The sequence below is a fragment of the Pseudomonas sp. S3E12 genome (genome assembly GCF_001702295.1).
Classification (GTDB): Bacteria; Pseudomonadota; Gammaproteobacteria; order Pseudomonadales; family Pseudomonadaceae; genus Aquipseudomonas; species Aquipseudomonas marginalis.
Genome location: NZ_MBDT01000033.1, coordinates 126,110 through 149,584 on the forward strand (window position 1 = coordinate 126,110; position 23,475 = coordinate 149,584).

Genomic DNA, 23,475 nt, shown 5'->3' on the forward strand with positions numbered 1-23,475 from the left:
CAAGGGCAACGCACGTCCATCGGCGCAAGATTGCCGCAGTCCTGAAGGGAGACCGTGTCATGCAAGTGCTCGATCGGCGCAAGGCCATGTCGATTACCCCGTTGTTTCGCCTGGCCTTCCGGCCATTCTTTCTCGGCGCCTGTGTATTGGCGGCGCTGGCAATCCCCTTGTGGCTGCTGGCCCTGGGCGGGCACCTCGGCACCTGGCAACCCGCCGGCGGCTGGCTGGCCTGGCATCGCCATGAGCTGCTGTTCGGCTTCGGCCTGGCGATCATCGCCGGGTTCCTGCTCACGGCAGTGCAGACCTGGACCGGCCGCCCGGGCATCAGTGGCAACGCCCTGGCGCTGCTTGCCGGGCTGTGGCTGGCGGCGCGCCTGGGCTGGTTGTTCAACCTGCACTGGCCGCTGCTGGCGGTGCTGGAACTGACCTTCCCCCTGGCCGTGGCCGGCGTGATGGGCTGGACCCTCTGGCAGGTAAGACAGACGCGTAATTACCCGATTGTGCTGGTGCTGGCGCTGCTGACCGTGGCCGATGCGCTGTCGCTGTATGGCTTGCTGCGCAATGACTCCGGGCTGCAGCGCCAGGCGGTGCTCACCGGCCTGTGGCTGGTGGCGGCGATGATGGGCCTGATCGGCGGACGGGTGATTCCGTTTTTCACCCAGCGCGGTTTGGGCCGGGTCGAAGCGGTCAAACCCTGGGTGTGGCTGGACCTTATGCTGCTTGGCGGCTCGCTGCTGATCGCCGTGCTGTATGCCGCAGGGCCTGCGTTGGGCGCCAACCTGTGGATCGGCCTGCTGTTCGCCGCCCTCGGGCTGGGGCACCTGGTGCGCCTGGTCCGCTGGCATGATCGCGGTCTGTGGCGCGTGCCGTTGCTGTGGTCATTGCACCTGGCATATGTCTGGCTGGCCGTGGCCTGTCTGGGCATGGCGCTGTGGCACTTCGGCGCGCCGCTCAATCCCAGCCTGGCCGTGCATGCATTGACCATCGGCGCCATGGCCGGGCTGATCCTGGCCATGATCGCCCGCGTCAGCCTGGGCCACACCGGCCGCCCGTTGCAGCCGCCGGTCGGGATGACCCTGGCCTTTGGGCTGCTGAACCTGGCGTGTGTGTGCCGGGTGGTGCTGGTCCTGCTGTTGCCGATGGCTGCGTTGTGGCTGGCGGGGGTGTGCTGGACCCTCGGGCTCGGCCTGTACCTGTGGCGGTATGGCCCGATGCTGTGGCAGGCACGGGTCGATGGGCATCCGGGCTAGGGGGACGTCATGCTCTATTCCACCTTGTTGATCGTGCATCTGCTGGCGGCGATTGCGTTTATCGGCACGCTGTTTTTCGAAGTGGTGATCTGGCACAGCGCCCGCGAGGAGCTGGCCTGGTCGGCGCAGTTCACCTCCGACCATGCCATTGCACGGCGTTCGCGCCAGGTACTGCACGGCGTGGTGGTGTTGCTGTACGGCGCCGGCATCGGCCTGGCCTGGCACTATCGCGGGCTGTTGGCGGTGCCCTGGGCCAGCCACTTCGCCGCGTTGCTGAGCCTGAAAATCCTGCTGGCCCTGAGCATCATCGGCCATTACCTGTGGCTGGCGTACCTGCTGAGTCACCAGCGCTTGAGCCCCCGGCGTGCGACGTGGATTCGTCGCAGCATCTTGGTGCATATGGTCGTGATCGTGATTCTGGCCAAGTTGATGTTGCGCTGATCAGGCAGGCTGATAGGTACCTGATGTATAGAGATCAGACATGGGAGGGGCAGTGCGACGATTCGACTTGCTCCCGATGGCGGCCTGTGGGCCGAGCATTTTTTTTGGATTGGGCTGGGTACATATCCGTTGCTGCGGTAACGGCCACCTAGGGTTCCGCCCTTACGGCGGGTCACTTTGGAAAAGAGCCCCAAAGTAACCAAAGGGCTCTTGCCCCAACACTCGGCACCTCGCCTAGGCTCGGTGTGCCCGAACGAAGGCTTGAATCCGTGGGCCGCCGTCATGGGCCATCCCTGGCCCAGGACGGCTAACCCGGCGTCCTGCCGGGTTACCCACGGATTCAAGCCTGCGTTCGGCCAGCGTGTTTGACGGGGCGCCTGAGATCAAGATCAAGATCAAGATCAAAAGCAGAGCCAGAGCCAGAGCCAGAGCAACAGCAACAGCAACGCGATCCGTTGTGTAGCCCCCGACACCTCAAGCAATCACATGCGGCGTCATGCCACGGGCGAATGTTGATCGCGGTCAAGGGATAAATGCGCGGAGGTTCCCACACTGTGGCGAACTTTCTGGAGGACTGCGCCATGCCCCTGTCTCTTGCGCAATTGCGCCGCAACTACACCCTTTATGGCCTGCGTGATGACTTGGTGCAGGACGATCCCTTGGTGCTGTTCGGCCAGTGGCTGGATCAGGCGCGTAAAACCGAAGTGCCTCCGGCCGAGGCCAATAGCATGGCCTTGGCTACGGTCGATCATGACGGGCATGCCCATTGTCGCATCCTGCTGCTCAAGGGTTTCAGCGCCGAGGGTTTTTTCTTTTTCGGCCATTACCAGAGTGCCAAGGGCCAGGAGTTGGCGAGCAATCCCCATGCGGCCATGACGTTTTTCTGGCCGGGGCTGGAGCGTCAGGTGCGTATCGAAGGCCCGGTGGTGCGGGCGGATGCGCAGTTGTCGGACGATTATTTCGATGCGCGACCGGCCGCCAGTCAGTTGGGCGCCTGGGCGTCGCCGCAAAGCCAGCCCCTTGGCCATCGCAGCGAGCTGGAAAGTCGCTTGCGTGATGTCACCGAGCGTTTCGCCGGGCAGCAACCGCCACGGCCCGAGCATTGGGGCGGTTACCGCCTGCAGCCGCAGCGCATCGAGTTCTGGCAGGGCCGGCCCGACCGCCTGCATGACCGTCTCGACTACCGCCTGCACGCGGGTATTTGGCAGCGCACGCGCCTGGCCCCCTGAACGAGATACCTCCTTGGAGGAATAGGCCCTGCGCCCGTTGCGGCGCAGGCTGACGGCAACTTTCTTGACGCCTGGAGCCTTGATCATGGCCCATTTGAAACAACGCAATTTCGTGCCCCTGAACATCGCCGTGCTGACCATCAGTGACACCCGTACCCTCGACACCGACACCTCCGGCCAGACCCTGGTGGACCGCCTCGAAAGTGCCGGGCATGTGCTCATCGACCGTGGCCTGGTGATCGACGACATCTACCAGATTCGTGCGCAAGTCTCCTTGTGGATCGCGGACCCCGAGGTGCAAGTGGTGCTGATGACCGGCGGTACCGGTTTCACCGCCCGCGACAACACACCCCAGGCGGTGTTGCCGTTGCTGGACAAACATGTCGAAGGCTTCGGTGAGCTGTTCCGCCAGGTGTCCCTGGCCGAGATCGGCACTTCCACCTTGCAGTCCCGCGCCCTGGCCGGCATCAGCAACGGCGTGCTGGTGTGCTGCATGCCGGGCTCGCCGGGGGCGTGTCGCACCGGCTGGGACCAGATCCTGGCGGGGCAGTTGGACAGCCGCACCGGCCCGTGCAACTTCGTGCCGCACCTCAAGCCCCAGCCTGAGCAAACCCTGCAAGCCTGCGAGTCGCGTTCATGAGTGTCTCGGTGTGTGACAGCGGCCACCTGATGCCGGTGGACGAGGCCATTGCCACGCTGCTGGCCCAGGCGCCGCCGCCGCCGAGCACCCAGGTGATTGGTCTGGAGCAGGCGCTGGGGCGGGTGGTCGCTGAAGAGCTGTTCTCGCCCCTGGATTTGCCCGGTTTCGACAACAGCGCCATGGACGGCTACGCCCTGCGCGCCGAGGACGTGCCGGCCGAAGGCGGCTACCTGATGCTCGCCGGGCGCATTGCGGCGGGGCAGCACAGCAAGGTGAGGGTGCAGGCCGGGCAGGCCGTGCGCATCTTTACCGGTGCGCCGCTACCGCCTGGCGCTGACACGGTGGTGCCCCAGGAGCGTTGCCGCCTGTACGGCCAGCGCATCTGGTGCCCGCCGGTACGTCCCGGCGAGCATGTGCGCAAGCAGGGTGAAGAGCTGCAGCGCGGGCAGACCCTGATCGCCGTCGGCAAACGCCTGCGCGCCCAGGACATCGGCTTGCTGGCCTCGGCCGGCATACCTCGGTTGAAAGTCTATCGCCCGTTGCGGGTGTGCCTGCTCAGCAGCGGCAACGAGCTGCGTGATCCGGGCGAGGCGCTGGTGCCGGGGCAGATCTACAACAGCAACCGCTATGCCCTGGCCGCGTTGTTGCGTGGCTGGGGCGTGGACGTGCACGACTACGGGGTGATGGCCGACGAGTTGGCCGCCAGCCGCGATGCGCTGGCCCTGGCCTCGTCCGAGTGCGACCTGTTGCTGACCTCGGCGGGGGTGTCGGTGGGGGAGGAGGACCATCTCAAGCAGGCCATCGAAGAACTCGGTCGCGTGGACTTCTGGCGCCTGGCGATCCAGCCCGGCAAGCCCCTGGCGTTTGGCGAAGTGGCGGGCAAGCCGTGGCTGGGCCTGCCCGGTAACCCGTCGGCGGCGCTGATCACCGCGCTGGTGGTGGTGCGTCCGTTTCTGCTGCGCGCCCAAGGGGTGGAACGGGTGCTGCCGGTGCCGATCCAGGTGCCGGCCGCATTCGAATGGCTCACGCCCAACAAGCGCCGCCAGTACCTGCGTGCACGCCTGAGCCCTGGCGAGGACGGGCAATTGCGCGCCGTGCTGCATCCCCAGCAAAGCTCGGCGATGCTCACCGCCGCCTGTTGGGCCGATGGCCTGGTGATCGTCGAGCGTGAGCATCAGGTGCTCAAGGATGAACCGGTGCCGTTTGTGTCTTTCGCTGAATTTCTCTGAGGAGCCCCCATGCAACTGGTCTGCCCGGCAGGCAACCTGCCTGCGCTTAAAGCCGCGGTGCGCCAAGGCGCCGATGCGGTGTATGTCGGTTTTCGCGATGACACCAATGCCCGGCATTTCGCCGGGTTGAACATGGACGACAAACAGTTCGACGGTGCCGTCGCCTTTATTCGCCAGCACCAGCGCAAGCTGTACGTGGCGGTCAACACCTACCCGCAACCGAAGATTTGGGCGCGTTGGCAACGCGCCGTCGACCGCGCGGCGGACCACGGCGTGGACGCCCTGATCGCCGCCGACCCCGGCGTGCTCGACTACGCCAGCCGCCAGCATCCGCGCATGGCCTTGCACCTCTCGGTACAGGGCTCGGCCACCCACGCGGCGGCGCTGAAGTTTTATGCCGAGCGCTACGGCATTCGCCGCGCGGTGTTGCCCCGTGTGCTGTCCCTGGCCCAGGTCAAACAGGTGGCTGCGAGCAGCCCGGTGCCCATCGAAGTGTTCGGTTTTGGCAGCCTGTGCATCATGGCCGAGGGGCGTTGCCACCTGTCTTCCTACATCACCGGCGAGTCGCCCAACCTATGCGGCGTGTGCTCGCCGGCCAAGGCGGTGCGCTGGAGCGAAGATGCCGAGGGCTTGAGCGCGCGCCTGAGCGACGTGCTGATCGACCGCTACACCGCCGACGAACCCGCCGGTTACCCGACCCTGTGCAAGGGCCGCTTCCTGGTCGGCGGCAAACGCTTCCATGCCCTCGAAGAACCCACCAGCCTCGACACCCTCGACCTGCTGCCGGAACTCAGCGCCATCGGCGTCGAAGCGGTCAAGATCGAAGGCCGGCAACGCAGCCCGGCGTATGTGGAACAAGTCACCCAGGTCTGGCGCGCCGCGCTCGACGCCCACCGCAGCGCACCGGCCAGCTTTGTGGTCAAGGACCAATGGCGCCAGGTGCTGGCCGGGTTATCCGAAGGCAGCCAGACCACACTCGGCGCCTACCATCGTGCATGGCAGTGAGGAGACACAGATGAAACTCAGCCTGGGACCGGTGCTGTTTTATTGGGATAAGGAACACCTGGGGCGCTTCTACTCGGACATGGCCGGCTTGCCCCTGGACGTGATTTACCTGGGCGAAACCGTGTGTGCCAAGCGCCGCGCGTTTTCCCTGGACCGTTGGTTGGGCCTGGGGCGGGAGCTGCAGACCTGCAGCCCGGCGCAGATCGTGTTGTCGAGCCTGACCTTGATCGAAGCCGCCTCCGAACTCTCGAGCCTGCGCCGCCTGTGCGACAACGGCGAGTGGCTGGTGGAGGCCAACGACATGGGCGCGGTACAGATGCTGATCGAACGCAAATTGCCCTTTGTCGGCGGCCCGGCGCTCAACCTCTACAACGGTCACGCCCTGGTGCAACTGCTTGACGCCGGCATGCAGCGCTGGGTGCCGCCGGTGGAGTGCTCCCAGGGCCTGATCGCCGACGTGCTGGAGCAGGTGCGCGAATTGGGCCGGCCGTTACCCGAAGTGGAGATCTTCGCCTACGGCCATTTGCCCCTGGCCTACTCGGCGCGTTGCTTCACCGCCCGCGCGGAAAACCGCCCCAAGGACGATTGCCAGTTCTGCTGCATCAACTACCCCGATGGCATGCCACTGACCAGCCAGGAAGGGCAGGCGTTGTTCACCTTGAACGGCATCCAGACCATGTCCGCCGACGTTACCAACCTGCTGGCCGATTACCCCGGCCTGGTGTCCAGGGGCGCCGACCTGTTGCGCCTGAGCCCACGGGCCGAGGGCATGATCGAGGTGGTACGTGCCTACGACCAGGTACGCCAGGGCGCTACGCCGCCGCTGTATGTCGAAGGCTGCAACGGCTACTGGCACGGCCAGGCGGGCATGTTGCGGGTTGAGGAGGTGGGCCTGTGCTGAGTCGTAAACCATGGCTGCTCAAGGGGGCCGACCGGTTGTTGCCATTGATCCGCCGTGTGCCGTTTGGCGTACAGCGCCTGGTCTTGCAGCAGGCCCTCAACCGCTGCCTGGCCGAACCCCTGGGCGACGGCGGGTTTGACCTGCTGCGCGGGCGTTGGCTGTGTTTACGTATTCCTGACCTGGGGTTGTGCTGGTACCTGACCCTGGGGCGGGATGGGTTGCGGATTGCGCAAAAGGCTGAGGCGCAGGTCAGCATCAGTGGTAATTGGCGGGAGTTTCTGTTGCTGGCCAGCCGCCAGGAAGATCCGGATACGTTGTTCTTTCGCCGCCGGTTGGTGATTGAGGGGGATACGGAATTGGGGCTGGGGTTGAAGAATCTGATCGACAGTTTGGACCCGGATGTGTTGCCGCCCTGGTTGTGGCGGAATCTGGAGCGGGCGGGGCGGGCGTCAGCGGTCCACAGCGGGCACTGATCAGCCGGCCTGATAGCCCATCAACTGTTCTTCGCAGAGGATTCGAATGGTGCGCCGCTGCACCTCGATCAACCCGCCTTCCACCAGCCGGTGCAGGATCCTTGAAAAGGTCTCCGGCTGGATCCCCAGCTTCGACGCCACCAGGCGCTTGGGCACTTGCAGCACCACCTCGCCACTCAGCGCATCGCGTTCCTGGAACAGGAAGTTGATCACCCGGCGGCTGGCGTTGGCCAGGGTCAGGGTGTCGATGTCCTTGAGGCGTTGGTGCAGGTGGATGCTCATGCTGGCGAGGATTGCCAGGCAAATTTTCGGCTGGTCCTCCAGGGCCCGGCGGTAGTGCTGGCCTTCGATGCTGACCAGCACACTGTCCTTGAGCGCGGTGGCACTCACCGGATAGGCCTTGGCCTGGGTGAACAGCAGCGCTTCGGCAAAGGTCTGGCCGGGCTGGATGACTTCGACCAGATGTTCCTGACCTTCACCCGTGACCCGATGCAACTTGATCTGGCCGCTGACCAGCAGGAAGAAACGCTCGGCCGCGTCACCCTGGTGCATCAACGGCGCATGACCGGGCAGGCGCTTGAGATTGGCCAGGGTGCAGACGTCCTGGAAGGTTTTTTCCGGGAGCTGGCTGAACAGGTGATGGCGACGCAGGGTGAGCACGATGTGGGGATGGGTGAGCATGGTTGGGCCTCCGCAATGGGGTAGCGTAGGGGGCTTGGCGCGGGGTTGATATGCCTCTGTGGGGGTACCTCTTGCGGGGTTTGTGTAAAAAATGTGGGAGGTGGCTTGCCCTCGATGGCGGCCTTTGGGCCGACCATTTTTTTGGATTGGACCGAGTGCATATCCGTTGCTGCGGTAACGGCTGCTTAGGGTTCCGCTCTTACAGCGGGTCACTTTGGAAAAGAGCCCCAAAGTAACCAAAGGGCTCTTGCCCCAACACTCGGCACCTCGCCTAGGCTCGGTGTGCCCTCACTCCGGCTTTGGAGCGTGGGCCGCCGCAATGGGCCATCCCTGGCCCAGTGCGGCTAACCCGGCGTCCTGCCGGGTTACCCACGCTCCAAAGCCTGCGTTCGGCCAGCGTGTTTGACGGGGCGATTTGAGATCAAAAGCCAAAGCGCGGCGGCCTTAGAGCCGACCGGAGTTGGGTCTGGTGCACTCGGTGAAAATTGTGGGAGGGGGCTTGCCCCCGATGAGGGAGTGTCAGTCACTTATTTTTTTAACTGACCCGGCGCTATCGGGGGCAAGCCCCCTCCCACATTTGGATCTCCGCATATCAGCTAGATCTCGGTCTGCTTTTGCTCTGCTTTTGCTCTGCTTTTGCTCTGCTTTTGCTCTGCTTTTGCTCTGGCTTTTGATCTTGATCCTGGGCGCCCCGTCAAACACGCTGGCCGAACGCAGGCTTGAATCCGTGGGTAACCCGGCAGGACGCCGGGTTAGCCGTCCTGGGCCATGGATGGCCCATGACGGCGGCCCACGGATTCAAGCCGGAGTGAGGGCACACCGAGCCTAGGCGAGGTGCCGAGTGTTGGGGCAAGAGCCTTTTTGGTTACTTTTGGGGCTCTTTTCCAAAAGTGACCCGCCGTAAGGGCGGAACCCTAAGCCGCCGTTACCTAAATAACGGATATGTACTCAATCCCCCCAAAAACCTCACCCCGCCTGCCGCAAATGCTCCATCGCCCAGACCGCCGCCTCGACCCGCGACCGCAACCCCAGCTTATGCAGCAGATTCTTCACATGCACCTTCACCGTGCCCTCGGTAATCCCCAATTTGTGCCCGATTACCTTGTTGCTGTGCCCACTGGCAATCGTCCTCAGCACCTGGCGCTCGCGCTCGGTCAATTCCACTGCCGCATGGGGCTGTGGCGAGCGCAGGGCCTGGGCCAGGACGCGGGTCAGGCCGGGGCTGATGACCAGCGCGCCATGCAACGCATCGCGGATGTACTGGATCAACAACTCCGGCTCCATGTCCTTGAGCAGATAGCCATTGGCATCCAGGCGTAGCGCATCGCGTATGTCGTCCTCGGCGTCGGACACGGTAAACAGCAGCACCTTGCCGGCATAGTTCATCGCCCGCAGGCGGCGCAGGGTTTCCAGGCCGTTCATGTGCGGCATGTTGTTGTCCAGCAGCACCAGGTCCGGTTGCAGCCCGTCGATCTGGTCCAGGGCTTCCTGGCCGTTGCCGGCTTCGCCGACTACTTGCAGGTCGTCTTCCAGTTCAAGCATCTGGCGCATGCCGTGGCGCATCATCGGGTGATCGTCGACCAGCAGGATACGGTGGCGGGTGAGGGTGTTCATGAGGCGGTGCCTTGTAGGGAGTGGCCGAGAAATTCCGGTTGGAAACGCAATTGCACGCGGGTGCCCTGGGGCTCGCGGGGGCTGATGTCGAGGCGGCCATGCAGACTGCGGGCGCGCTCGTCCATGATGGTCAGGCCGTGGTGTTCGCGGGTGTCGACCTCACCGCAGAAGCCCCGGCCGTCGTCCTCGATGCTCAGGCTCACGGTCTCGCCTTCCTGGCGCAGTTGCAGCCAGGCGTTTTGCGCATGGGCATGGCGCAGGCAATTGGACAGGGCCTCGCGGGTGACCTGCAACAAGTGGATCTGTTCGCTGGCCGACAGCTGGAAGGCTAGAGCGTCCACATGCAGATGCACCTGGAACTCCCCACGCCGCGAGAACTCCTCGGCGGTGTCCTGTAGCTCCTGCACCAGCCCGGCATCGTGGATTTGCAGGCGGAAGGTGGTGAGCAATTCGCGCAGTTGGCGGTAGGCGTTGTTCAGGCCATCGCGCAGTTCGGCGGTGACGGTGGCCAGGGTTTCCACCGGTTCGCCACGGCGGATCAGGGTTTGCATGCGGCTGACCTGCAGCTTCATGTAGGACAGCGCCTGGGCCAGGGAATCGTGCAGTTCCCGGGCGATGATGGTGCGTTCGTCGAGCAGCAGTAGACGATGGTCCTGTTCGCGCTGGCGCTTGAGCGACAGCGAGGTGCCGATCAGGTTGGCCAGGGCCTGGATCAACTGTTTCTCCCAGTCCTGGGGCGCATGGCCGTCGAGGAAGTGCGCCTTGAGTTCGCCCAGTTCCGAGCCCTGGTTGCTGATGCTGAATACCTGGGGGAGCGCCACTTTCTGTTTTTGGCACGTTGCGCAATCACCGATGGCGCAGACGTTGCGGCTATCCCCTCCATTCAAGGAGAGCATCTGCTGGGCCGGCGCCAGGAAGTGCCCTTGCAGGCACAGCGACAGGCGCAGCCCCGGCAGGCGTTTCTGGAAGCGCCGGATCAGTTCATCCAGGCCCTCGGCGTTCGCCAGGCGCGTGGCCAGGCTGCGGCTGCTCTGGTAAAGCAGCTCCAGGGCAGCGTTGGCTTGTTGCAGGTTGAGGGTTTTCTGCCGCACCTGGCTCTCCAGAGTGCGGTGGGAGTGTTCAATGGTTTCGGCCATGGTGTTGAAGCTCAGGGCCAATTGCCCCAGTTCATCCTCGGAGCGGTGATTGACCCGGGTCTTGAAGTCGCCATCACGAAAGCGCCGAGTCGCGTGCACCAGTTCTTCCAGCGGGTTGACCACCCCGTACTGCAATTCATACAGGCCGATCAGCAGGATGATCAGCGTGCTGAACAGTGCCAGGCCCTGGATGCCTTGCTGCCAGCCCTGTTTCTGTTCGCTGTGTTGTTGCAGGAGGCTGACGAATTGGTTCAGTTGCTCGACGAACCCCGGTGCGCTGGCCTGGAACAGCACCGCGTCGCCGCGTGCCAGCGCCGGGCGCAGATCGGTGTCCCAGCGCTGCTGGATCTGTTGGTAGCTCTGCAGCAGGGCGCTGCGCGGGCCGTCCTCGAGCACCGCCTTGAGCGATTGGCTGTCGAGGCGCCCTTGCAGGCTGTGGGTGATGGCGTCGATCTCGTCGGCAGGCGCGCCGGCCGCCAGTTTCCAGCTCAGGTGGTAGGTCTCCATGCGCACCGAGCCGGCGGTGTTGATGGCGGCGGCATCGCCCTGGCTGAACCAGGCGATCAAGCCGGCGCTCAAGGAACTGGCGAGGGCGAGGATGGCGATCAGGATCACCGCCAGCCCGGCGCGAGCGGGCAGGGAGCTGCGCAGCCAGTTAAACATGGCGGCGTGATCGAAGGGGGTTGAGAGCCTGCATGGCGGCACCTGCAAAGGGAAAAGGGCTGAAAAACCGCAATCCCTGGCGCACTACCTCTAAAGAGTTGCCGGCAAACCCTCCCACGGGAAAACGCCGGCACAAGAGACCAATCCATTGATAAATAAAGACTTTCTCTTGTTGTTAGGACTACCTCCTTAGAGGTATGTGGGGCCAGCATAGCCCCATACCCCCCAGGCGGACGTTGACCTGGGTCAAGTTCCACGGGGGTGTCGCCCCTAACCTGCGCCCATGGAATCACTTTCTGGAGCGCATACCGTGACTCAACCCCGTATGAGACAAGGCCTGGTGCTGGGCATGAGCACACTCGCCTTCACCGTCTGCTTTATGGTGTGGATGATGTTCGCCGTGTTGGGCGTACCCATCAAAGAGCTGCTGCAACTCAACGAAACCCAGTTCGGCCTGCTGGCCGCCACGCCGGTGTTGACCGGTTCCCTGGTGCGCCTGCCCCTGGGCCTGCTGACTGACCGCTTCGGTGGGCGCATCGTGTTCTTCCTGTTGATGCTCGCCTGTGTGCTGCCGCTGTACCTGATCACCTACGCCACCGCCTATTGGCAGTTCCTGGTGCTGGGCCTGTTCGTCGGCCTGGCCGGCGGTTCGTTTTCGGTGGGCATCGCCTACGTCGCCAAGTGGTTCGACAAAGACAACCAGGGCTTTGCCATGGGCGTGTTCGGCGCCGGCAACGCGGGCGCCGCCGTCACCAAGTTCCTGGCCCCGGCGCTGATCGCCCTCGGCACCTGGCACCTGGTGCCCAAGGTGTTCGGCGCGATCCTGTTTATCACCGCGCTGCTGTTCTGGTTCCTCACCAGCGAGAACAAGGCCCACCGCAGTGCCGGCGGCGCCAGCCTGCGCCAGCAGTTGCTGTGCCTGAAGGACCCGGCCGTGTGGCGCTACTGCCAGTACTACTCGATTGTATTCGGCGGCTATGTGGCCCTGGCGCTGTGGATGACCAAGTACTACGTGCAGGAATACGGCTTCAGCCTGCAAAGCGCCGCGTTGCTGGCCGCGTGTTTTTCCCTGCCCGGCGGCGTGCTGCGTGCGGTGGGCGGCTGGATGTCCGACCGCTGGGGCGCCCAGAGCGTGACCTGGTGGGTGCTGTGGGTGAGCTGGATCTGCCTGTTCCTGCTCAGCTACCCGCAAACCCAATTGCAGGTGCAGACCGTCAACGGTCCCCTGGATTTCCACATCGGCCTCAACGCCACCCTGTTCACCGTGCTGCTGTTCGTGATGGGCATCGCCTTCGCGTTCGGCAAGGCCTCGGTGTTCAAGTACATCGCCAATGACTACCCACAGAACATGGGCGCGGTGTCCGGCATCGTCGGCCTGGCCGGTGGCCTGGGCGGCTTTGTGCTGCCGATCCTGTTTGGCGCCCTGGTGGACCTCACCGGCGTGCGCTCGTCCTGCTTCATGTTGATGTACGGCGTGGTCTGGGTGTCCCTGACCTGGATGTACTTCAGCGAAATGCGCAAGCAACCGCTGTTGGGCAAAACCGCCCAACCTCTCCAAGGAGAATGAACATGTCCATCGCGCAAAAGCCCGGCTCGGGGCCGGTGATCCACGACTGGCGCCCTGAAGACCCGGCGTTCTGGGGCGCCAGCGGCAAGAAGACCGCGACCCGCAACCTGTGGATCTCGATCCCTGCGCTGTTGCTGGCCTTCGCCGTGTGGATGGTGTGGAGCACGGTGATCGTGCGCCTGAACGCCATCGGCTTTACCTTCACCACCGACCAGTTGTTCTGGCTGGCGGCGTTGCCGGGTCTGTCCGGTGCCACCTTGCGGGTGTTCTACTCGTTCATGGTGCCGATCTTCGGCGGCCGCCGCTGGACCGCCCTGAGCACCGCGTCGCTGCTGCTGCCGTCGCTGTGGATGGGCTTTGCGGTGCAAGACCCCAGCACCCCCTACAGCGTGTTTGTACTGATCGCGCTGCTGTGCGGTTTCGGTGGCGGCAACTTCGCCTCGAGCATGTCCAATATCAGCTTCTTCTACCCCAAGTCGCAGCAAGGCACGGCCCTGGGCCTGAACGCCGGCCTCGGCAACCTGGGGGTGTCGGTGATGCAGTTCTGCGTGCCGCTGGTGATCACGTTCGGCGTGTTCGGCCTGGTGGGCGGCCAACCGCAGACCTTGGCGGATGGCAGTCAACTCTGGTTGCAGAACGCCGGTTTCATCTGGGTACCGTTTATCCTCACCGTCACCGTGGCGGCCTGGTTCGGCATGAATGACCTGTCCAGCGCCCGCGCTTCGTTCAGCGAGCAGGCGGTGATCTTCAAGCGCAAGCACAACTGGCTGATGTGCTGGTTGTACCTGGCGACTTTCGGCTCATTCATCGGCTTTTCGGCGGCGTTCCCGCTGCTGATCAAGACCTCGTTCCCCGATGTGGTGGCGCTGAAATTCGCCTTCCTCGGCCCGCTGGTCGGCGCCCTGGTACGCCCACTCGGCGGCTGGCTGGCGGACAAGCTGGGCGGCGCACGGGTGACCTTGTGGAACTTCGTGCTGATGATCGTGATGGTGTTCGGCGTGCTGCACTTTTTGCCGCAGAACGGGCAGGGCGGCAGCTTCTACGGTTTCCTCGGCATGTTCATGCTGCTGTTCATCACCACCGGCGTCGGCAACGGCTCCACCTTCCGCATGATCCCGGTGATCTTCCGCACCCTGCACGAGAAGGCCAGTGCCGGTAAATCCGCCGCCGAGCGCGAGCAGGCGATCAAGAATGCCGGTAAGGAATCCGCCGCCGTGCTGGGCTTCAGCTCGGCCATGGGCGCCTTCGGTGCGTTCTTCATTCCCAAGTCCTTCGGCACGTCCATGGCCGCCACCGGCAGCCCGGCGATGGCCTTCTACATGTTTGTCGGTTTCTACCTGAGCTGCATCGTCGTGACCTGGTGGTGGTACGCCCGCAAAGGCTGCGCCACACCCTGCTGATCGACCACGAATTCGCGGGGCAACGCACCCCACGGCACGCCTGATGAGGAAAGCATCATGAGTCACCTATTGGATCAACTGCGGTTCTTCAACCGCAAGCAAAACGAATTCTCCGACGGTCACGGCGAGACCCGCCAGGAGTCCCGCGACTGGGAAAACGTCTACCGCTCGCGCTGGCAGTACGACAAGATCGTGCGCTCCACCCATGGTGTGAACTGCACCGGCTCGTGCTCGTGGAAGATCTACGTGAAGAACGGCCTGATCACCTGGGAAACCCAGCAGACCGACTACCCGCGCACCCGCAACGACCTGCCCAACCATGAGCCGCGCGGCTGCCCACGGGGTGCCAGCTACAGCTGGTACATCTACAGCGCCAATCGCCTCAAGTACCCGAAGATCCGCAAGCCGCTGCTCAAGTTGTGGCGTGAGGCGCGCCAGACCCTGTCGCCGGTAGAGGCGTGGGCGAGCATCGTCGAGGACAAGGTCAAGGCCGACTCCTACAAGAGCAAACGCGGCATGGGCGGTTTCATTCGCTCTAACTGGGAGGAGGTCAACGAGATCATCGCCGCCTCCAACGTCTACACCATCAAGCAATACGGCCCGGACCGCATCGTCGGCTTCTCGCCGATCCCGGCCATGTCGATGGTCAGCTACGCGGCGGGTTCGCGTTACCTGTCGCTGATCGGCGGCGTGTGCCTGAGCTTCTACGATTGGTACTGCGACCTGCCACCTGCCTCGCCGATGGTGTGGGGCGAGCAGACCGACGTGCCGGAATCGGCCGACTGGTACAACTCCAACTACATCATCGCCTGGGGTTCCAACGTCCCGCAGACCCGTACCCCGGACGCGCACTTCTTCACCGAGGTGCGCTACAAGGGCACCAAGACCGTGGCCATCACCCCGGACTATTCGGAAGTGGCCAAGCTCACCGACCTGTGGCTCAACCCCAAGCAGGGCACCGACGCCGCGTTGGCCCAGGCCTTCAACCATGTGATCTTCAAGGAATTTCACCTGGATAAACCGAGCGCCTACTTCACCGACTACGCCAAGCGCTTTACCGACTTGCCGGTGCTGGTGATGCTCAAGCCGATGACCGGGTTCGCGCCCGGCGCCGGCTTCCAGCCCGATCGCTTCCTGCGTGCCTCGGACCTCACCGGCAACCTCGGCCAGGACAACAACCCGGAATGGAAAACCATCGCCCTCGACGAAAGCGGTGAACTGGTGTCGCCACAAGGCTCCATCGGCTACCGCTGGGGCGAGAAGGGCAAGTGGAACATCCTCGCCAAGGAGGGCGGTGAAGGCCGCGCCATCGACCTGAAACTCAGCCTGATCGGTGACGACATCGCCGAAGTGGCCTTCCCGTATTTTGCCGGCGAAGCCCACGAGCACTTCCAGCACGTGGCCGGCGATGCCGTGCAGTTCCGCCGCGTGCCGGTGCACAGCGTGACCCTGGCCGACGGCAGCGTGGCCAAGGTGGCGACGGTGTTCGACTTGTCCGCCGCCAACCTGGCCATCGACCGTGGCCTGGGCGGCCAGAACGTGGCCAGGGACTACGACGACGCCAGCGTGCCAGGCACCCCGGCGTGGCAGGAAGCGATCACCGGCGTCAGCCGCGAGAAAGCCATCCAGATCGCCCGTGAGTTCGCCGACAACGCCGACAAGACCAAGGGCCGCTCGATGATCATCGTCGGCGCGGCGATGAACCACTGGTACCACATGGACATGAACTACCGCGGGCTGATCAATATGCTCATGCTCTGCGGTTGCGTCGGCCAGACCGGCGGCGGTTGGGCCCACTACGTCGGCCAGGAAAAACTGCGCCCCCAATGCGGCTGGCTGCCCCTGGCCTTCGGCCTCGACTGGAACCGCCCGCCACGCCAGATGAACGGCACCAGCTTCTTCTACGGCCACAGCTCGCAATGGCGCCACGAGAAGATGAGCATGCACGACGTGCTCTCGCCCCTGGCCGACAAGTCGCAATTCCCGGAACACGCCCTGGACTACAACATCCGCGCCGAACGCGCCGGCTGGTTGCCGAGTGCGCCACAGCTCAACACCAACCCGCTGCACATCTGCCGTGACGCCGCTGCCGCCGGCATGACGCCGAAAGACTACGTGGTCAAGTCCTGGCAGGACGGCAGCCTGCGCTTCGCCTGCGAACAGCCGGACAGCCCGGTGAACTTCCCGCGCAACATGTTTATCTGGCGCTCCAATCTGCTCGGTTCCTCGGGCAAGGGCCATGAGTACATGCTCAAGTACCTGTTGGGCACCAAGAACGGCGTGATGAACGAAGACATCGGCCACAGCACCGAATGCAAGCCCACCGAGGCCGAATGGGTCGAGGACGGCGCCATCGGCAAGCTCGACCTGGTGACCACCCTGGACTTCCGTATGTCCTCCACCTGCGTGTATTCCGACATCGTCTTGCCGACTGCCACCTGGTACGAAAAAGACGACATGAACACCTCGGACATGCACCCGTTCATCCACCCGTTGTCGGCGGCCATTGACCCGGCGTGGGAGTCGCGCTCGGACTGGGAAATCTACAAGGGCATCGCCAAGGCGTTCTCGGCCATGTCGGTCGGCCACCTGGGTGTGGAGCAAGACCTGGTCACCGTCCCGTTGATGCACGACAGCGTCGGCGAACTGGCCCAGCCGTTTGGCGGCACCGACTGGAAAAGCGCCGGTGTGGCGCCGGTGCCGGGCAAGAACGCGCCGAACATGGCGGTGGTGGAGCGCGACTACCCGAACATCTACAAGCAGTTCTCGTCCCTGGGCCCGATGCTGGAAAAACTCGGCAACGGCGGCAAGGGCATCAACTGGAACACCGATGAAGAAGTCGAGTTCCTCGGCGAGCTGAACCATCACGAAAGCGCTGCGGGCATCAGCCACGGCCGGCCGAAAATCGACACGGCCATCGACGCCGCCGAAGTGATCCTGTCCCTGGCCCCGGAAACCAACGGCAAGGTCGCCTTGAAAGCCTGGGCCGCGCTGTCGGAATTCACCGGCATCGACCACAGCCACCTGGCGATCTCCAAGGCCCACGAAGCGATTCGCTTCCGCGACATCCAGGCGCAGCCGCGCAAGATCATCTCCAGCCCGACCTGGTCAGGCCTGGAAGACGAGCATGTGAGCTACAACGCCGGCTACACCAACGTGCATGAAAACATCCCATGGCGCACCATCACCGGCCGCCAGCAGTTCTACCAGGATCACCCGTGGATGCAGGCGTTCGGCGAGCAGCTGATGAGCTACCGGCCACCGGTCAACACCCGCACCATCGAAGGCGTGAAGGGCAAGCGCAGCAATGGCGAGACCGAGATCGTGCTGAACTGGATCACCCCGCACCAGAAGTGGGGCATCCACAGCACCTACAGCGACAACCTGCTGATGCTCACCCTGAGCCGTGGCGGACCGATCGTGTGGCTCTCGGAAATCGACGCCAAGCGCGCCGGCATCGAAGACAACGACTGGATCGAATGCTTCAACGTCAACGGCGCATTGACCGCCCGTGCGGTGGTCAGCCAGCGCGTCAAGGAAGGCATGGTGATGATGTACCACGCCCAGGAACGCATCGTGAACGTGCCGGGTTCGGAGACCACCAAGACCCGTGGCGGCCACCACAACTCGGTGACCCGCGTGGTGCTCAAGCCGACCCACATGATCGGCGGCTATGCCCAGCAGGCCTACGGTTTCAACTACTACGGCACGGTCGGTTGCAACCGCGATGAGTTTGTCGTGGTGCGCAAGATGGCCAAGGTCGACTGGCTCGATGGCTCCAGCGGCGATGATTTGCCGCGCCCATTGCCGACTGACATCGAGGAGAACTGAGATGAAAATTCGCTCACAGATCGGCATGGTCCTCAACCTGGACAAATGCATCGGCTGCCACACCTGTTCCATCACCTGCAAGAACGTGTGGACCAGCCGTGAAGGCATGGAATACGCCTGGTTCAACAACGTCGAGTCCAAGCCCGGCGTCGGCTACCCCAAGGAGTGGGAGAACCAGGACAAGTGGAAGGGCGGCTGGGTGCGCAACGCCAACGGCTCGATCAACCCGCGCATCGGCGGCAAGTTCCGCGTGTTGGCGAACATCTTCGCCAACCCCGACCTGCCGAGCCTGGACGACTACTACGAGCCGTTCGACTTCGACTATCAGCACTTGCACACCGCGCCATTGGGCGAGCACCAGCCGACCGCACGCCCGCGTTCGCTGGTGTCCGGCAAGCGCATGGAAAAGATCGAGTGGGGCCCGAACTGGGAGGAAATCCTCGGCACCGAATTCGCCAAGCGTCGCAAGGACAAGAACTTCGACCAGATCCAGGCCGACATTTATGGCGAGTACGAAAACACCTTCATGATGTACCTGCCGCGCCTGTGCGAGCACTGCCTCAACCCGGCGTGTGCGGCATCGTGCCCGAGCGGTGCGATCTACAAGCGTGAAGAAGACGGCATCGTGCTGATCGACCAGGAGAAGTGCCGGGGCTGGCGCATGTGCATCAGCGGCTGCCCGTACAAGAAAATCTACTTCAACTGGAAGAGCGGCAAGTCCGAGAAGTGCATCTTCTGCTACCCGCGTATCGAAGCCGGTATGCCGACCGTGTGCGCCGAAACCTGCGTGGGTCGGATTCGCTACCTCGGTGTGTTGCTGTATGACGCCGACCGCATCAGCGAAGTGGCCAGCACCGCTAACGAGCAGGACCTGTACGAGAAGCAACTGGAAATCTTCCTCGACCCGAATGATCCGGCGGTGATTCGCCAGGCCCTGGCCGATGGCGTGCCGCAGTCGGTGATCGACTCGGCCCAGCGTTCGCCGGTGTACAAAATGGCCGTCGACTGGAAGCTGGCACTGCCGCTGCACCCGGAATATCGCACCTTGCCGATGGTCTGGTACGTGCCGCCGCTGTCGCCGATCCAGAACGCCGCCGCGGCCGGCACCGTGGGCATGAACGGGGTCATCCCGGATGTGGACAGCCTGCGTATTCCGCTGCGTTACCTGGCGAATATGCTCACCGCCGGCGATGAAAAACCGGTCAAGCGTGCACTCAAGCGCCTGTTGGCGATGCGCGCCTACAAACGCTCCCAGCAAGTCGATGGCGTACAGGACCTGCAAGTGCTCGAAGACGTCGGCCTGAGCGTTGAACAGGTGGAAGAGATGTACCGCTACCTGGCCATTGCCAACTACGAAGACCGCTTCGTGGTACCGAGTGCCCACCGTGAAGACGCCATGAGCGACGCGTTCGCCGAACGCTCCGGCTGTGGTTTCAGCTTCGGCAGCGGTTGCAGCGGCAGCTCCGACACCAACATGTTCGGCGCCAAGAAGGCCAACCGCCGCGACGTGCTGAAAACCGTCCAGATCTGGGAGGACTGAGCCATGCGCATTCTTAAAGTGATTTCGTTGCTGCTGGACTACCCCACTGAAACCTTGGTGAACGGCCGCGACGAACTGGAACAGGCGATTCTCGAATCCCGGGAAATCAGCCCCAAGCAGCGCGGTGCGTTGTTTGAGCTGCTGGAACTGATCTGTGCCAATGACCTGATGGACGGCCAGGAACACTACGGCGCGCTGTTTGGTCGGGGCCGTTCGCTGTCGCTGTTGTTGTTCGAACACGTGCACGGCGAGTCCCGCGACCGCGGCCAGGCCATGGTCGACATGATGGCCCAGTACGAAGAAGCCGGGTTTGCCATCGGCGTCAAGGAGCTGCCGGACTACATCCCGTTGTACCTGGAGTTCCTGTCCACCCGCGAAGACATCGAGGCCCGCGAGGGCCTGGCGGATGTGGCGCACCTGTTGGCCTTGCTCGCTGCGCGTCTCGACGAGCGTGAGAGCGGCTATGCCAGTTGTTTCCGTGCGCTTTTGCAGATTGCCGGCGCCGAGCCGCACCAGGCCGTGGCCGAACTGCGCGCCCAGGTCGCCGCCGAACCGCGCGACGACTCCCTCGAAGCCCTGGACAAAATCTGGGAAGAGGAAGCGGTGGACTTTATGCAGGCTGAGCAACAGGACCGCTGCAGCTCGATGCCGAGCAGTCCGGGCAAGGCCCGCGAAGAAAGCGCGGTGCCTTTGCACTGGGTGGATTTTCAGCAAGAAGGCCGGGCCGCAGCGCCCGCCGGGGAGGTGGGTAATGTCTAAGTGGAATTTGCTGGTATTCGGGGTGTACCCCTATGTGGCCCTGGCGATCTGCCTGTTGGGCAGTTGGGCACGGTTCGACCTGTCGCAGTACACCTGGAAGGCCGGTTCCAGCCAGATGCTCAACAACCGTGGCATGCGCGTGGCGAGCAACTTTTTCCACATCGGCGTGCTGTTCGTGCTGGCCGGGCATTTTGTCGGCCTGCTGACCCCGGCGTCGGTCTACCACCATGTGATCAGCACTGAGCACAAGCAGTTGCTGGCGATGGTCTCGGGCGGCTTCTTCGGCCTGCTGTGCCTGGTGGGCCTGCTGATGCTGGTCAAGCGTCGCCTGGGGGACCCGCGCGTGCGGGCTACCTCGAGCCCGTCGGACATCCTGATCCTGCTGGTGTTGCTGGCGCAGTTGCTGCTGGGCCTGCTGACCATCGTCGCTTCCACCGGGCATATGGACGGCTCGGTGATGGTAATGCTCGCCGACTGGGCGCAGAACGTGGTGCTGTTGCGGCCGGTAGAAGCGGCCGAGTCGATTGCGCCGGTGTCGCTGATCTACAAGGCCCACGTGGCGCTGGGCTTGACCCTGTTTGTGCTGTTCCCGTTTACCCGCCTAGTGCACATGGTCAGCGCGCCGATCTGGTACCTGGGGCGTCGTTATCAAATCGTGCGGCAGAAGTATTGAGGAGAACGTCATGACTACAGGATGCGGATGTGGTGGCGGTAACGGCGGCAGCGGTGGTTGCGGCTCGTCGGCCAAGGAACCGGTGATAGCCGAGGCTGTGGCCCAGGCCTCTTTCGAGGAGATCAAGGCGCCGGAATTGATCGCCAGCAGTGAACAGGAATGGCCGATCATCAGCGTCAACGGCGTGGCGGTCACGCCCGAGGCCATGGCCCTGGAGTTGCAATACCACCCGGCCGCCAGCCGCGAGGAAGCGGTGTACCTGGCCGCTCGCGCGCTGGTGATCCGCGAGCTGTTGCAACAGCGGATTGCCGAGCTGGGCCTGGCGGTGGAAATCGCCGCCGGCGAAAACGAAGAAGAAGTCGCCACGCGCCTGCTGCTGGAGCGTGAGGTGACGGTGCCCGACTGCGACGAAGCCACCTGCGTGCGCTACTTCGAGAACAACCGTGGGCGCTTTCACAGCGCACCGTTGCTGGCGGTGCGGCATATCCTGCTCGAGTGCGCGCCGGACGACGCCGAGGCGCGCCACCTGGCGCACACCCAGGCCGAAGTCCTGCTGCTGAGCCTGGAAGAACAGCCCGGCCAGTTTGCCGAACTGGCGCTCAAATACTCGGCCTGTCCATCCAAGGCCCAGGGCGGTTCGCTGGGCCAGGTGAGCAAAGGCCAGACCGTGCCCGAGCTGGAGCGCCAGTTGTTCACCCTGGCCCCGGGCCTGGCCGCCAAGCCGCTGGAGAGCCGTTACGGCTGGCACGTGATCAGCGTCGACCAGCGTATCGAAGGCCAGCCGTTGCCGTATGAAGCGGTGGCCGTGGCGATTCGCACCCAGTTGCAGCAAGGGGTGTGGCAGAAGGCATTGGTGCAGTACCTGCAAACCCTGATCGGCGCAGCGGACATCCGCGGCATCGCGCTGCAGGGCGCCGACTCACCGTTGGTGCAGTGACATGAGCCTGGTGGATGGGGTGGGCCGTTCGATCGAGTACCTGCGCTTGTCGGTGACCGACCGTTGCGATTTTCGCTGTGTGTACTGCATGGCGAAAAACATGACATTCCTGCCGCGCCAGCAGGTGTTGACCCTGGAAGAACTGCAACGCCTGGCCGCGCTCTTCGTGGGGCAGGGCGTGCGTAAGATCCGCCTCACCGGAGGCGAGCCGCTGATTCGCCCGGGCATTGTCGGGCTGTGCCGTAACATCGCGGCACTGCCGGGCTTGCGTGAACTGGTGATGACCAGCAATGGCTCGCAGTTGGCGCGACTGGCGCGGCCGTTGGTGGAGGCGGGGGTCAAGCGTATGAACATCAGCCTCGACAGCCTGGATGCGCAGCGCTTTCGCGGGATTACCCGCAACGGTGATCTGCGCCAGGTGCTGGACGGTATCGAGGCTGCGCGGGATGCGGGGTTCGAGCGGGTCAAGCTCAACTGCGTGGTGATGAAAGGGCGCAACTTCGACGAGGTGCCGGCGTTGGTGCGGTACGCCATCGACCAGGGTGTCGACATCAGTTTTATCGAGGAAATGCCCCTAGGGGACGTGGGGCGATCGCGGGGCGAGACGTTCTGCTCCAGCGATGAAGTACGGGCGGTGATTGCCCGTGAATATGGGTTGATCGATAGCACCGAGAACAGCGGCGGGCCGGCGCGGTATGTGCGGTTGGCGGGGCATCCTGGGACGCGGGTCGGGTTTATTTCGCCTAATTCGCATAATTTTTGTGGCAGTTGTAATCGGGTACGGATGACGGTGGAAGGGCAGTTGCTGTTGTGCCTGGGGCAGGAAGATGCGCTGGATTTTCGCGCGTTGTTACGGCGCTATCCGTTGGAGAATGGGCCGTTGGTCGAGGCGTTGCACAGGGGGTTGAGGGGCAAGCCGTTGCGGCATGATTTCAGTGGGGATGGGGAGGTGCAGGTGGTGCGGTTTATGAATATGAGTGGGGGGTGAGGGGCGGTGTGGTACTGAGTACATATCCGTTTCTTCGGTAACGGCGGCTTAGGGTTCCGCTCTTACAGCGGGTCACTTTTGGAGGGACCCAAAAGTAACCAAAAGGTCCTCGCCCCAACACTCGGCACCTCGCCTAGGCTCGGTGTGCCCGAACGAAGGCTTTGGAGCGTGGGCCGCCGCGATGGGCCATCCTTGGCCCAGCGCGGCTAACCCGGCGTCCTGCCGGGTTACCCACGCTCCAAAGCCTGCGTTCGGCCAGCGTGTTTGACGGGGCGATTTGAGATCAAAAGCCAAAGCGCGGCGGCCTTAGAGCCGACCGGAGTTGGGTCTGGTGTACTGGGTTAAAAATGTGGGAGGGGCGGTGCGACGATTCGACTTGCCCCCGATGAGGGTGGGTCAGTGATACTTGGGTTGACTGACTCACCGCTATCGGGGGCAAGCCCCCTCCCACATTTGGATCTCCATCCAGCAGGTAGACCTCAGCCTGCTTTTGCTCTGCTTTTGCTCTGGCTTTTGAT

Annotated in this window: 19 protein-coding genes; 16 read left to right on the forward strand and 3 right to left on the reverse strand. The window is 63.6% G+C overall.

What is annotated here, in order from left to right:
* The first annotated feature begins 59 nt into the window (after window positions 1–59).
* The 8 genes from BB029_RS29055 to BB029_RS29090 all read left to right on the forward strand — a co-directional run bounded on the left by BB029_RS29055 (window position 60) and on the right by BB029_RS29090 (window position 7,168).
* Window positions 60–1,250, forward strand: a complete 1,191-nt coding sequence (locus BB029_RS29055; RefSeq protein WP_065941884.1) for an NnrS family protein — start codon at window positions 60–62, stop codon at window positions 1,248–1,250.
* A 9-nt stretch (window positions 1,251–1,259) separates the two neighbouring features.
* Complete coding sequence (locus BB029_RS29060; RefSeq protein WP_065941885.1) at window positions 1,260–1,691, forward strand: hypothetical protein; 432 nt, start codon at window positions 1,260–1,262, stop codon at window positions 1,689–1,691.
* A 581-nt stretch (window positions 1,692–2,272) separates the two neighbouring features.
* A complete protein-coding gene (gene pdxH, locus BB029_RS29065; protein ID WP_043293719.1) occupies window positions 2,273–2,920 on the forward strand; it encodes a pyridoxamine 5'-phosphate oxidase in 648 nt (215 codons plus the stop codon).
* Window positions 2,921–3,005: 85 nt separating this feature from the next.
* Window positions 3,006–3,560, forward strand: a complete 555-nt coding sequence (gene moaB / locus BB029_RS29070; protein ID WP_065941886.1) for a molybdenum cofactor biosynthesis protein B — start codon at window positions 3,006–3,008, stop codon at window positions 3,558–3,560.
* A complete protein-coding gene (gene glp / locus BB029_RS29075) occupies window positions 3,557–4,789 on the forward strand; it encodes a gephyrin-like molybdotransferase Glp (RefSeq protein ID WP_065941887.1) in 1,233 nt (410 codons plus the stop codon). The genes moaB and glp overlap by 4 nt, the downstream gene beginning before the upstream one ends.
* A gap of 9 nt (window positions 4,790–4,798) precedes the next feature.
* Window positions 4,799–5,794 (forward strand): peptidase U32 family protein, encoded by a 996-nt coding sequence (locus BB029_RS29080; RefSeq protein WP_065941888.1) that lies wholly within the window; start codon window positions 4,799–4,801, stop codon window positions 5,792–5,794.
* Between the two features lie 10 nt (window positions 5,795–5,804).
* Window positions 5,805–6,695 carry a U32 family peptidase gene (locus BB029_RS29085; protein WP_065941889.1) on the forward strand — a complete coding sequence of 297 codons (891 nt, stop codon included), beginning with the start codon at window positions 5,805–5,807 and terminating at the stop codon, window positions 6,693–6,695.
* Entirely contained in the window at window positions 6,689–7,168 is a 480-nt protein-coding gene (locus BB029_RS29090) for an SCP2 domain-containing protein (RefSeq protein ID WP_065941890.1), read from the forward strand. Before BB029_RS29085 ends, BB029_RS29090 begins: the two co-directional genes overlap by 7 nt.
* On the opposite strand, the gene BB029_RS29095 is transcribed toward BB029_RS29090, so the two are convergent.
* From BB029_RS29095 to BB029_RS29105, 3 genes are all read right to left on the reverse strand, one after another.
* Window positions 7,169–7,849, reverse strand: coding sequence for a Crp/Fnr family transcriptional regulator (locus tag BB029_RS29095; protein ID WP_065924648.1), 681 nt, complete (start codon window positions 7,847–7,849; stop codon window positions 7,169–7,171).
* Window positions 7,850–8,815: 966 nt separating this feature from the next.
* Complete coding sequence (gene narL, locus BB029_RS29100; protein ID WP_027607179.1) at window positions 8,816–9,463, reverse strand: two-component system response regulator NarL; 648 nt, start codon at window positions 9,461–9,463, stop codon at window positions 8,816–8,818.
* A complete protein-coding gene (locus BB029_RS29105; RefSeq protein ID WP_065941891.1) occupies window positions 9,460–11,262 on the reverse strand; it encodes a HAMP domain-containing protein in 1,803 nt (600 codons plus the stop codon). The genes narL and BB029_RS29105 overlap by 4 nt, the downstream gene beginning before the upstream one ends.
* A 310-nt stretch (window positions 11,263–11,572) precedes the next feature.
* Here BB029_RS29105 and BB029_RS29110 point away from each other — a divergent pair, with 310 nt between their 5' ends.
* Genes BB029_RS29110 through moaA form a run of 8 tightly spaced genes read left to right on the forward strand, consistent with a single transcriptional unit; the run spans window position 11,573 to window position 22,957 of the window.
* Window positions 11,573–12,829, forward strand: a complete 1,257-nt coding sequence (locus BB029_RS29110; RefSeq protein WP_092490178.1) for a nitrate/nitrite transporter — start codon at window positions 11,573–11,575, stop codon at window positions 12,827–12,829.
* Between the two features lie 2 nt (window positions 12,830–12,831).
* The gene (locus BB029_RS29115; RefSeq protein WP_065941892.1) at window positions 12,832–14,229 is read left to right on the forward strand and encodes a NarK family nitrate/nitrite MFS transporter; all 1,398 of its coding nucleotides are present in this window, start codon (window positions 12,832–12,834) and stop codon (window positions 14,227–14,229) included.
* A 57-nt stretch (window positions 14,230–14,286) separates the two neighbouring features.
* Window positions 14,287–18,060 (forward strand): nitrate reductase subunit alpha, encoded by a 3,774-nt coding sequence (locus tag BB029_RS29120; RefSeq protein ID WP_065941893.1) that lies wholly within the window; start codon window positions 14,287–14,289, stop codon window positions 18,058–18,060.
* 1 nt (window position 18,061) lies between these two features.
* Window positions 18,062–19,600: a nitrate reductase subunit beta gene (narH, locus tag BB029_RS29125; RefSeq protein WP_065941894.1), complete on the forward strand. Its 1,539-nt coding sequence runs from the start codon at window positions 18,062–18,064 to the stop codon at window positions 19,598–19,600.
* 3 nt (window positions 19,601–19,603) lie between these two features.
* Complete coding sequence (narJ, locus tag BB029_RS29130; RefSeq protein WP_027607173.1) at window positions 19,604–20,359, forward strand: nitrate reductase molybdenum cofactor assembly chaperone; 756 nt, start codon at window positions 19,604–19,606, stop codon at window positions 20,357–20,359.
* A complete protein-coding gene (narI, locus tag BB029_RS29135; RefSeq protein ID WP_027607172.1) occupies window positions 20,352–21,032 on the forward strand; it encodes a respiratory nitrate reductase subunit gamma in 681 nt (226 codons plus the stop codon). Before narJ ends, narI begins: the two co-directional genes overlap by 8 nt.
* A gap of 10 nt (window positions 21,033–21,042) precedes the next feature.
* A complete protein-coding gene (locus BB029_RS29140; RefSeq protein ID WP_065941895.1) occupies window positions 21,043–21,969 on the forward strand; it encodes a peptidylprolyl isomerase in 927 nt (308 codons plus the stop codon).
* A gap of 1 nt (window position 21,970) precedes the next feature.
* Window positions 21,971–22,957 (forward strand): GTP 3',8-cyclase MoaA, encoded by a 987-nt coding sequence (gene moaA, locus BB029_RS29145; RefSeq protein ID WP_065941896.1) that lies wholly within the window; start codon window positions 21,971–21,973, stop codon window positions 22,955–22,957.
* Window positions 22,958–23,475: the final 518 nt, after the last annotated feature.

What these genes read in the sequence shown, in the direction of transcription:
- narL (WP_027607179.1), bottom strand. Translation starts at nt 9,463, where the DNA reads ATGAACACCCTCACCCGCCACCGTATCCTGCTGGTCGACGATCACCCG.
- BB029_RS29115 (WP_065941892.1), top strand. Translation starts at nt 12,832, where the DNA reads ATGTCCATCGCGCAAAAGCCCGGCTCGGGGCCGGTGATCCACGACTGG.
- BB029_RS29105 (WP_065941891.1), bottom strand. Translation starts at nt 11,262, where the DNA reads ATGTTTAACTGGCTGCGCAGCTCCCTGCCCGCTCGCGCCGGGCTGGCG.
- BB029_RS29085 (WP_065941889.1), top strand. Translation starts at nt 5,805, where the DNA reads ATGAAACTCAGCCTGGGACCGGTGCTGTTTTATTGGGATAAGGAACAC.
- moaB (WP_065941886.1), top strand. Translation starts at nt 3,006, where the DNA reads ATGGCCCATTTGAAACAACGCAATTTCGTGCCCCTGAACATCGCCGTG.
- moaA (WP_065941896.1), top strand. Translation starts at nt 21,971, where the DNA reads ATGAGCCTGGTGGATGGGGTGGGCCGTTCGATCGAGTACCTGCGCTTG.
- BB029_RS29080 (WP_065941888.1), top strand. Translation starts at nt 4,799, where the DNA reads ATGCAACTGGTCTGCCCGGCAGGCAACCTGCCTGCGCTTAAAGCCGCG.
- BB029_RS29055 (WP_065941884.1), top strand. Translation starts at nt 60, where the DNA reads ATGCAAGTGCTCGATCGGCGCAAGGCCATGTCGATTACCCCGTTGTTT.
- narJ (WP_027607173.1), top strand. Translation starts at nt 19,604, where the DNA reads ATGCGCATTCTTAAAGTGATTTCGTTGCTGCTGGACTACCCCACTGAA.
- narH (WP_065941894.1), top strand. Translation starts at nt 18,062, where the DNA reads ATGAAAATTCGCTCACAGATCGGCATGGTCCTCAACCTGGACAAATGC.
- BB029_RS29095 (WP_065924648.1), bottom strand. Translation starts at nt 7,849, where the DNA reads ATGCTCACCCATCCCCACATCGTGCTCACCCTGCGTCGCCATCACCTG.
- BB029_RS29060 (WP_065941885.1), top strand. Translation starts at nt 1,260, where the DNA reads ATGCTCTATTCCACCTTGTTGATCGTGCATCTGCTGGCGGCGATTGCG.
- pdxH (WP_043293719.1), top strand. Translation starts at nt 2,273, where the DNA reads ATGCCCCTGTCTCTTGCGCAATTGCGCCGCAACTACACCCTTTATGGC.
- BB029_RS29120 (WP_065941893.1), top strand. Translation starts at nt 14,287, where the DNA reads ATGAGTCACCTATTGGATCAACTGCGGTTCTTCAACCGCAAGCAAAAC.
- BB029_RS29140 (WP_065941895.1), top strand. Translation starts at nt 21,043, where the DNA reads ATGACTACAGGATGCGGATGTGGTGGCGGTAACGGCGGCAGCGGTGGT.
- narI (WP_027607172.1), top strand. Translation starts at nt 20,352, where the DNA reads ATGTCTAAGTGGAATTTGCTGGTATTCGGGGTGTACCCCTATGTGGCC.
- glp (WP_065941887.1), top strand. Translation starts at nt 3,557, where the DNA reads ATGAGTGTCTCGGTGTGTGACAGCGGCCACCTGATGCCGGTGGACGAG.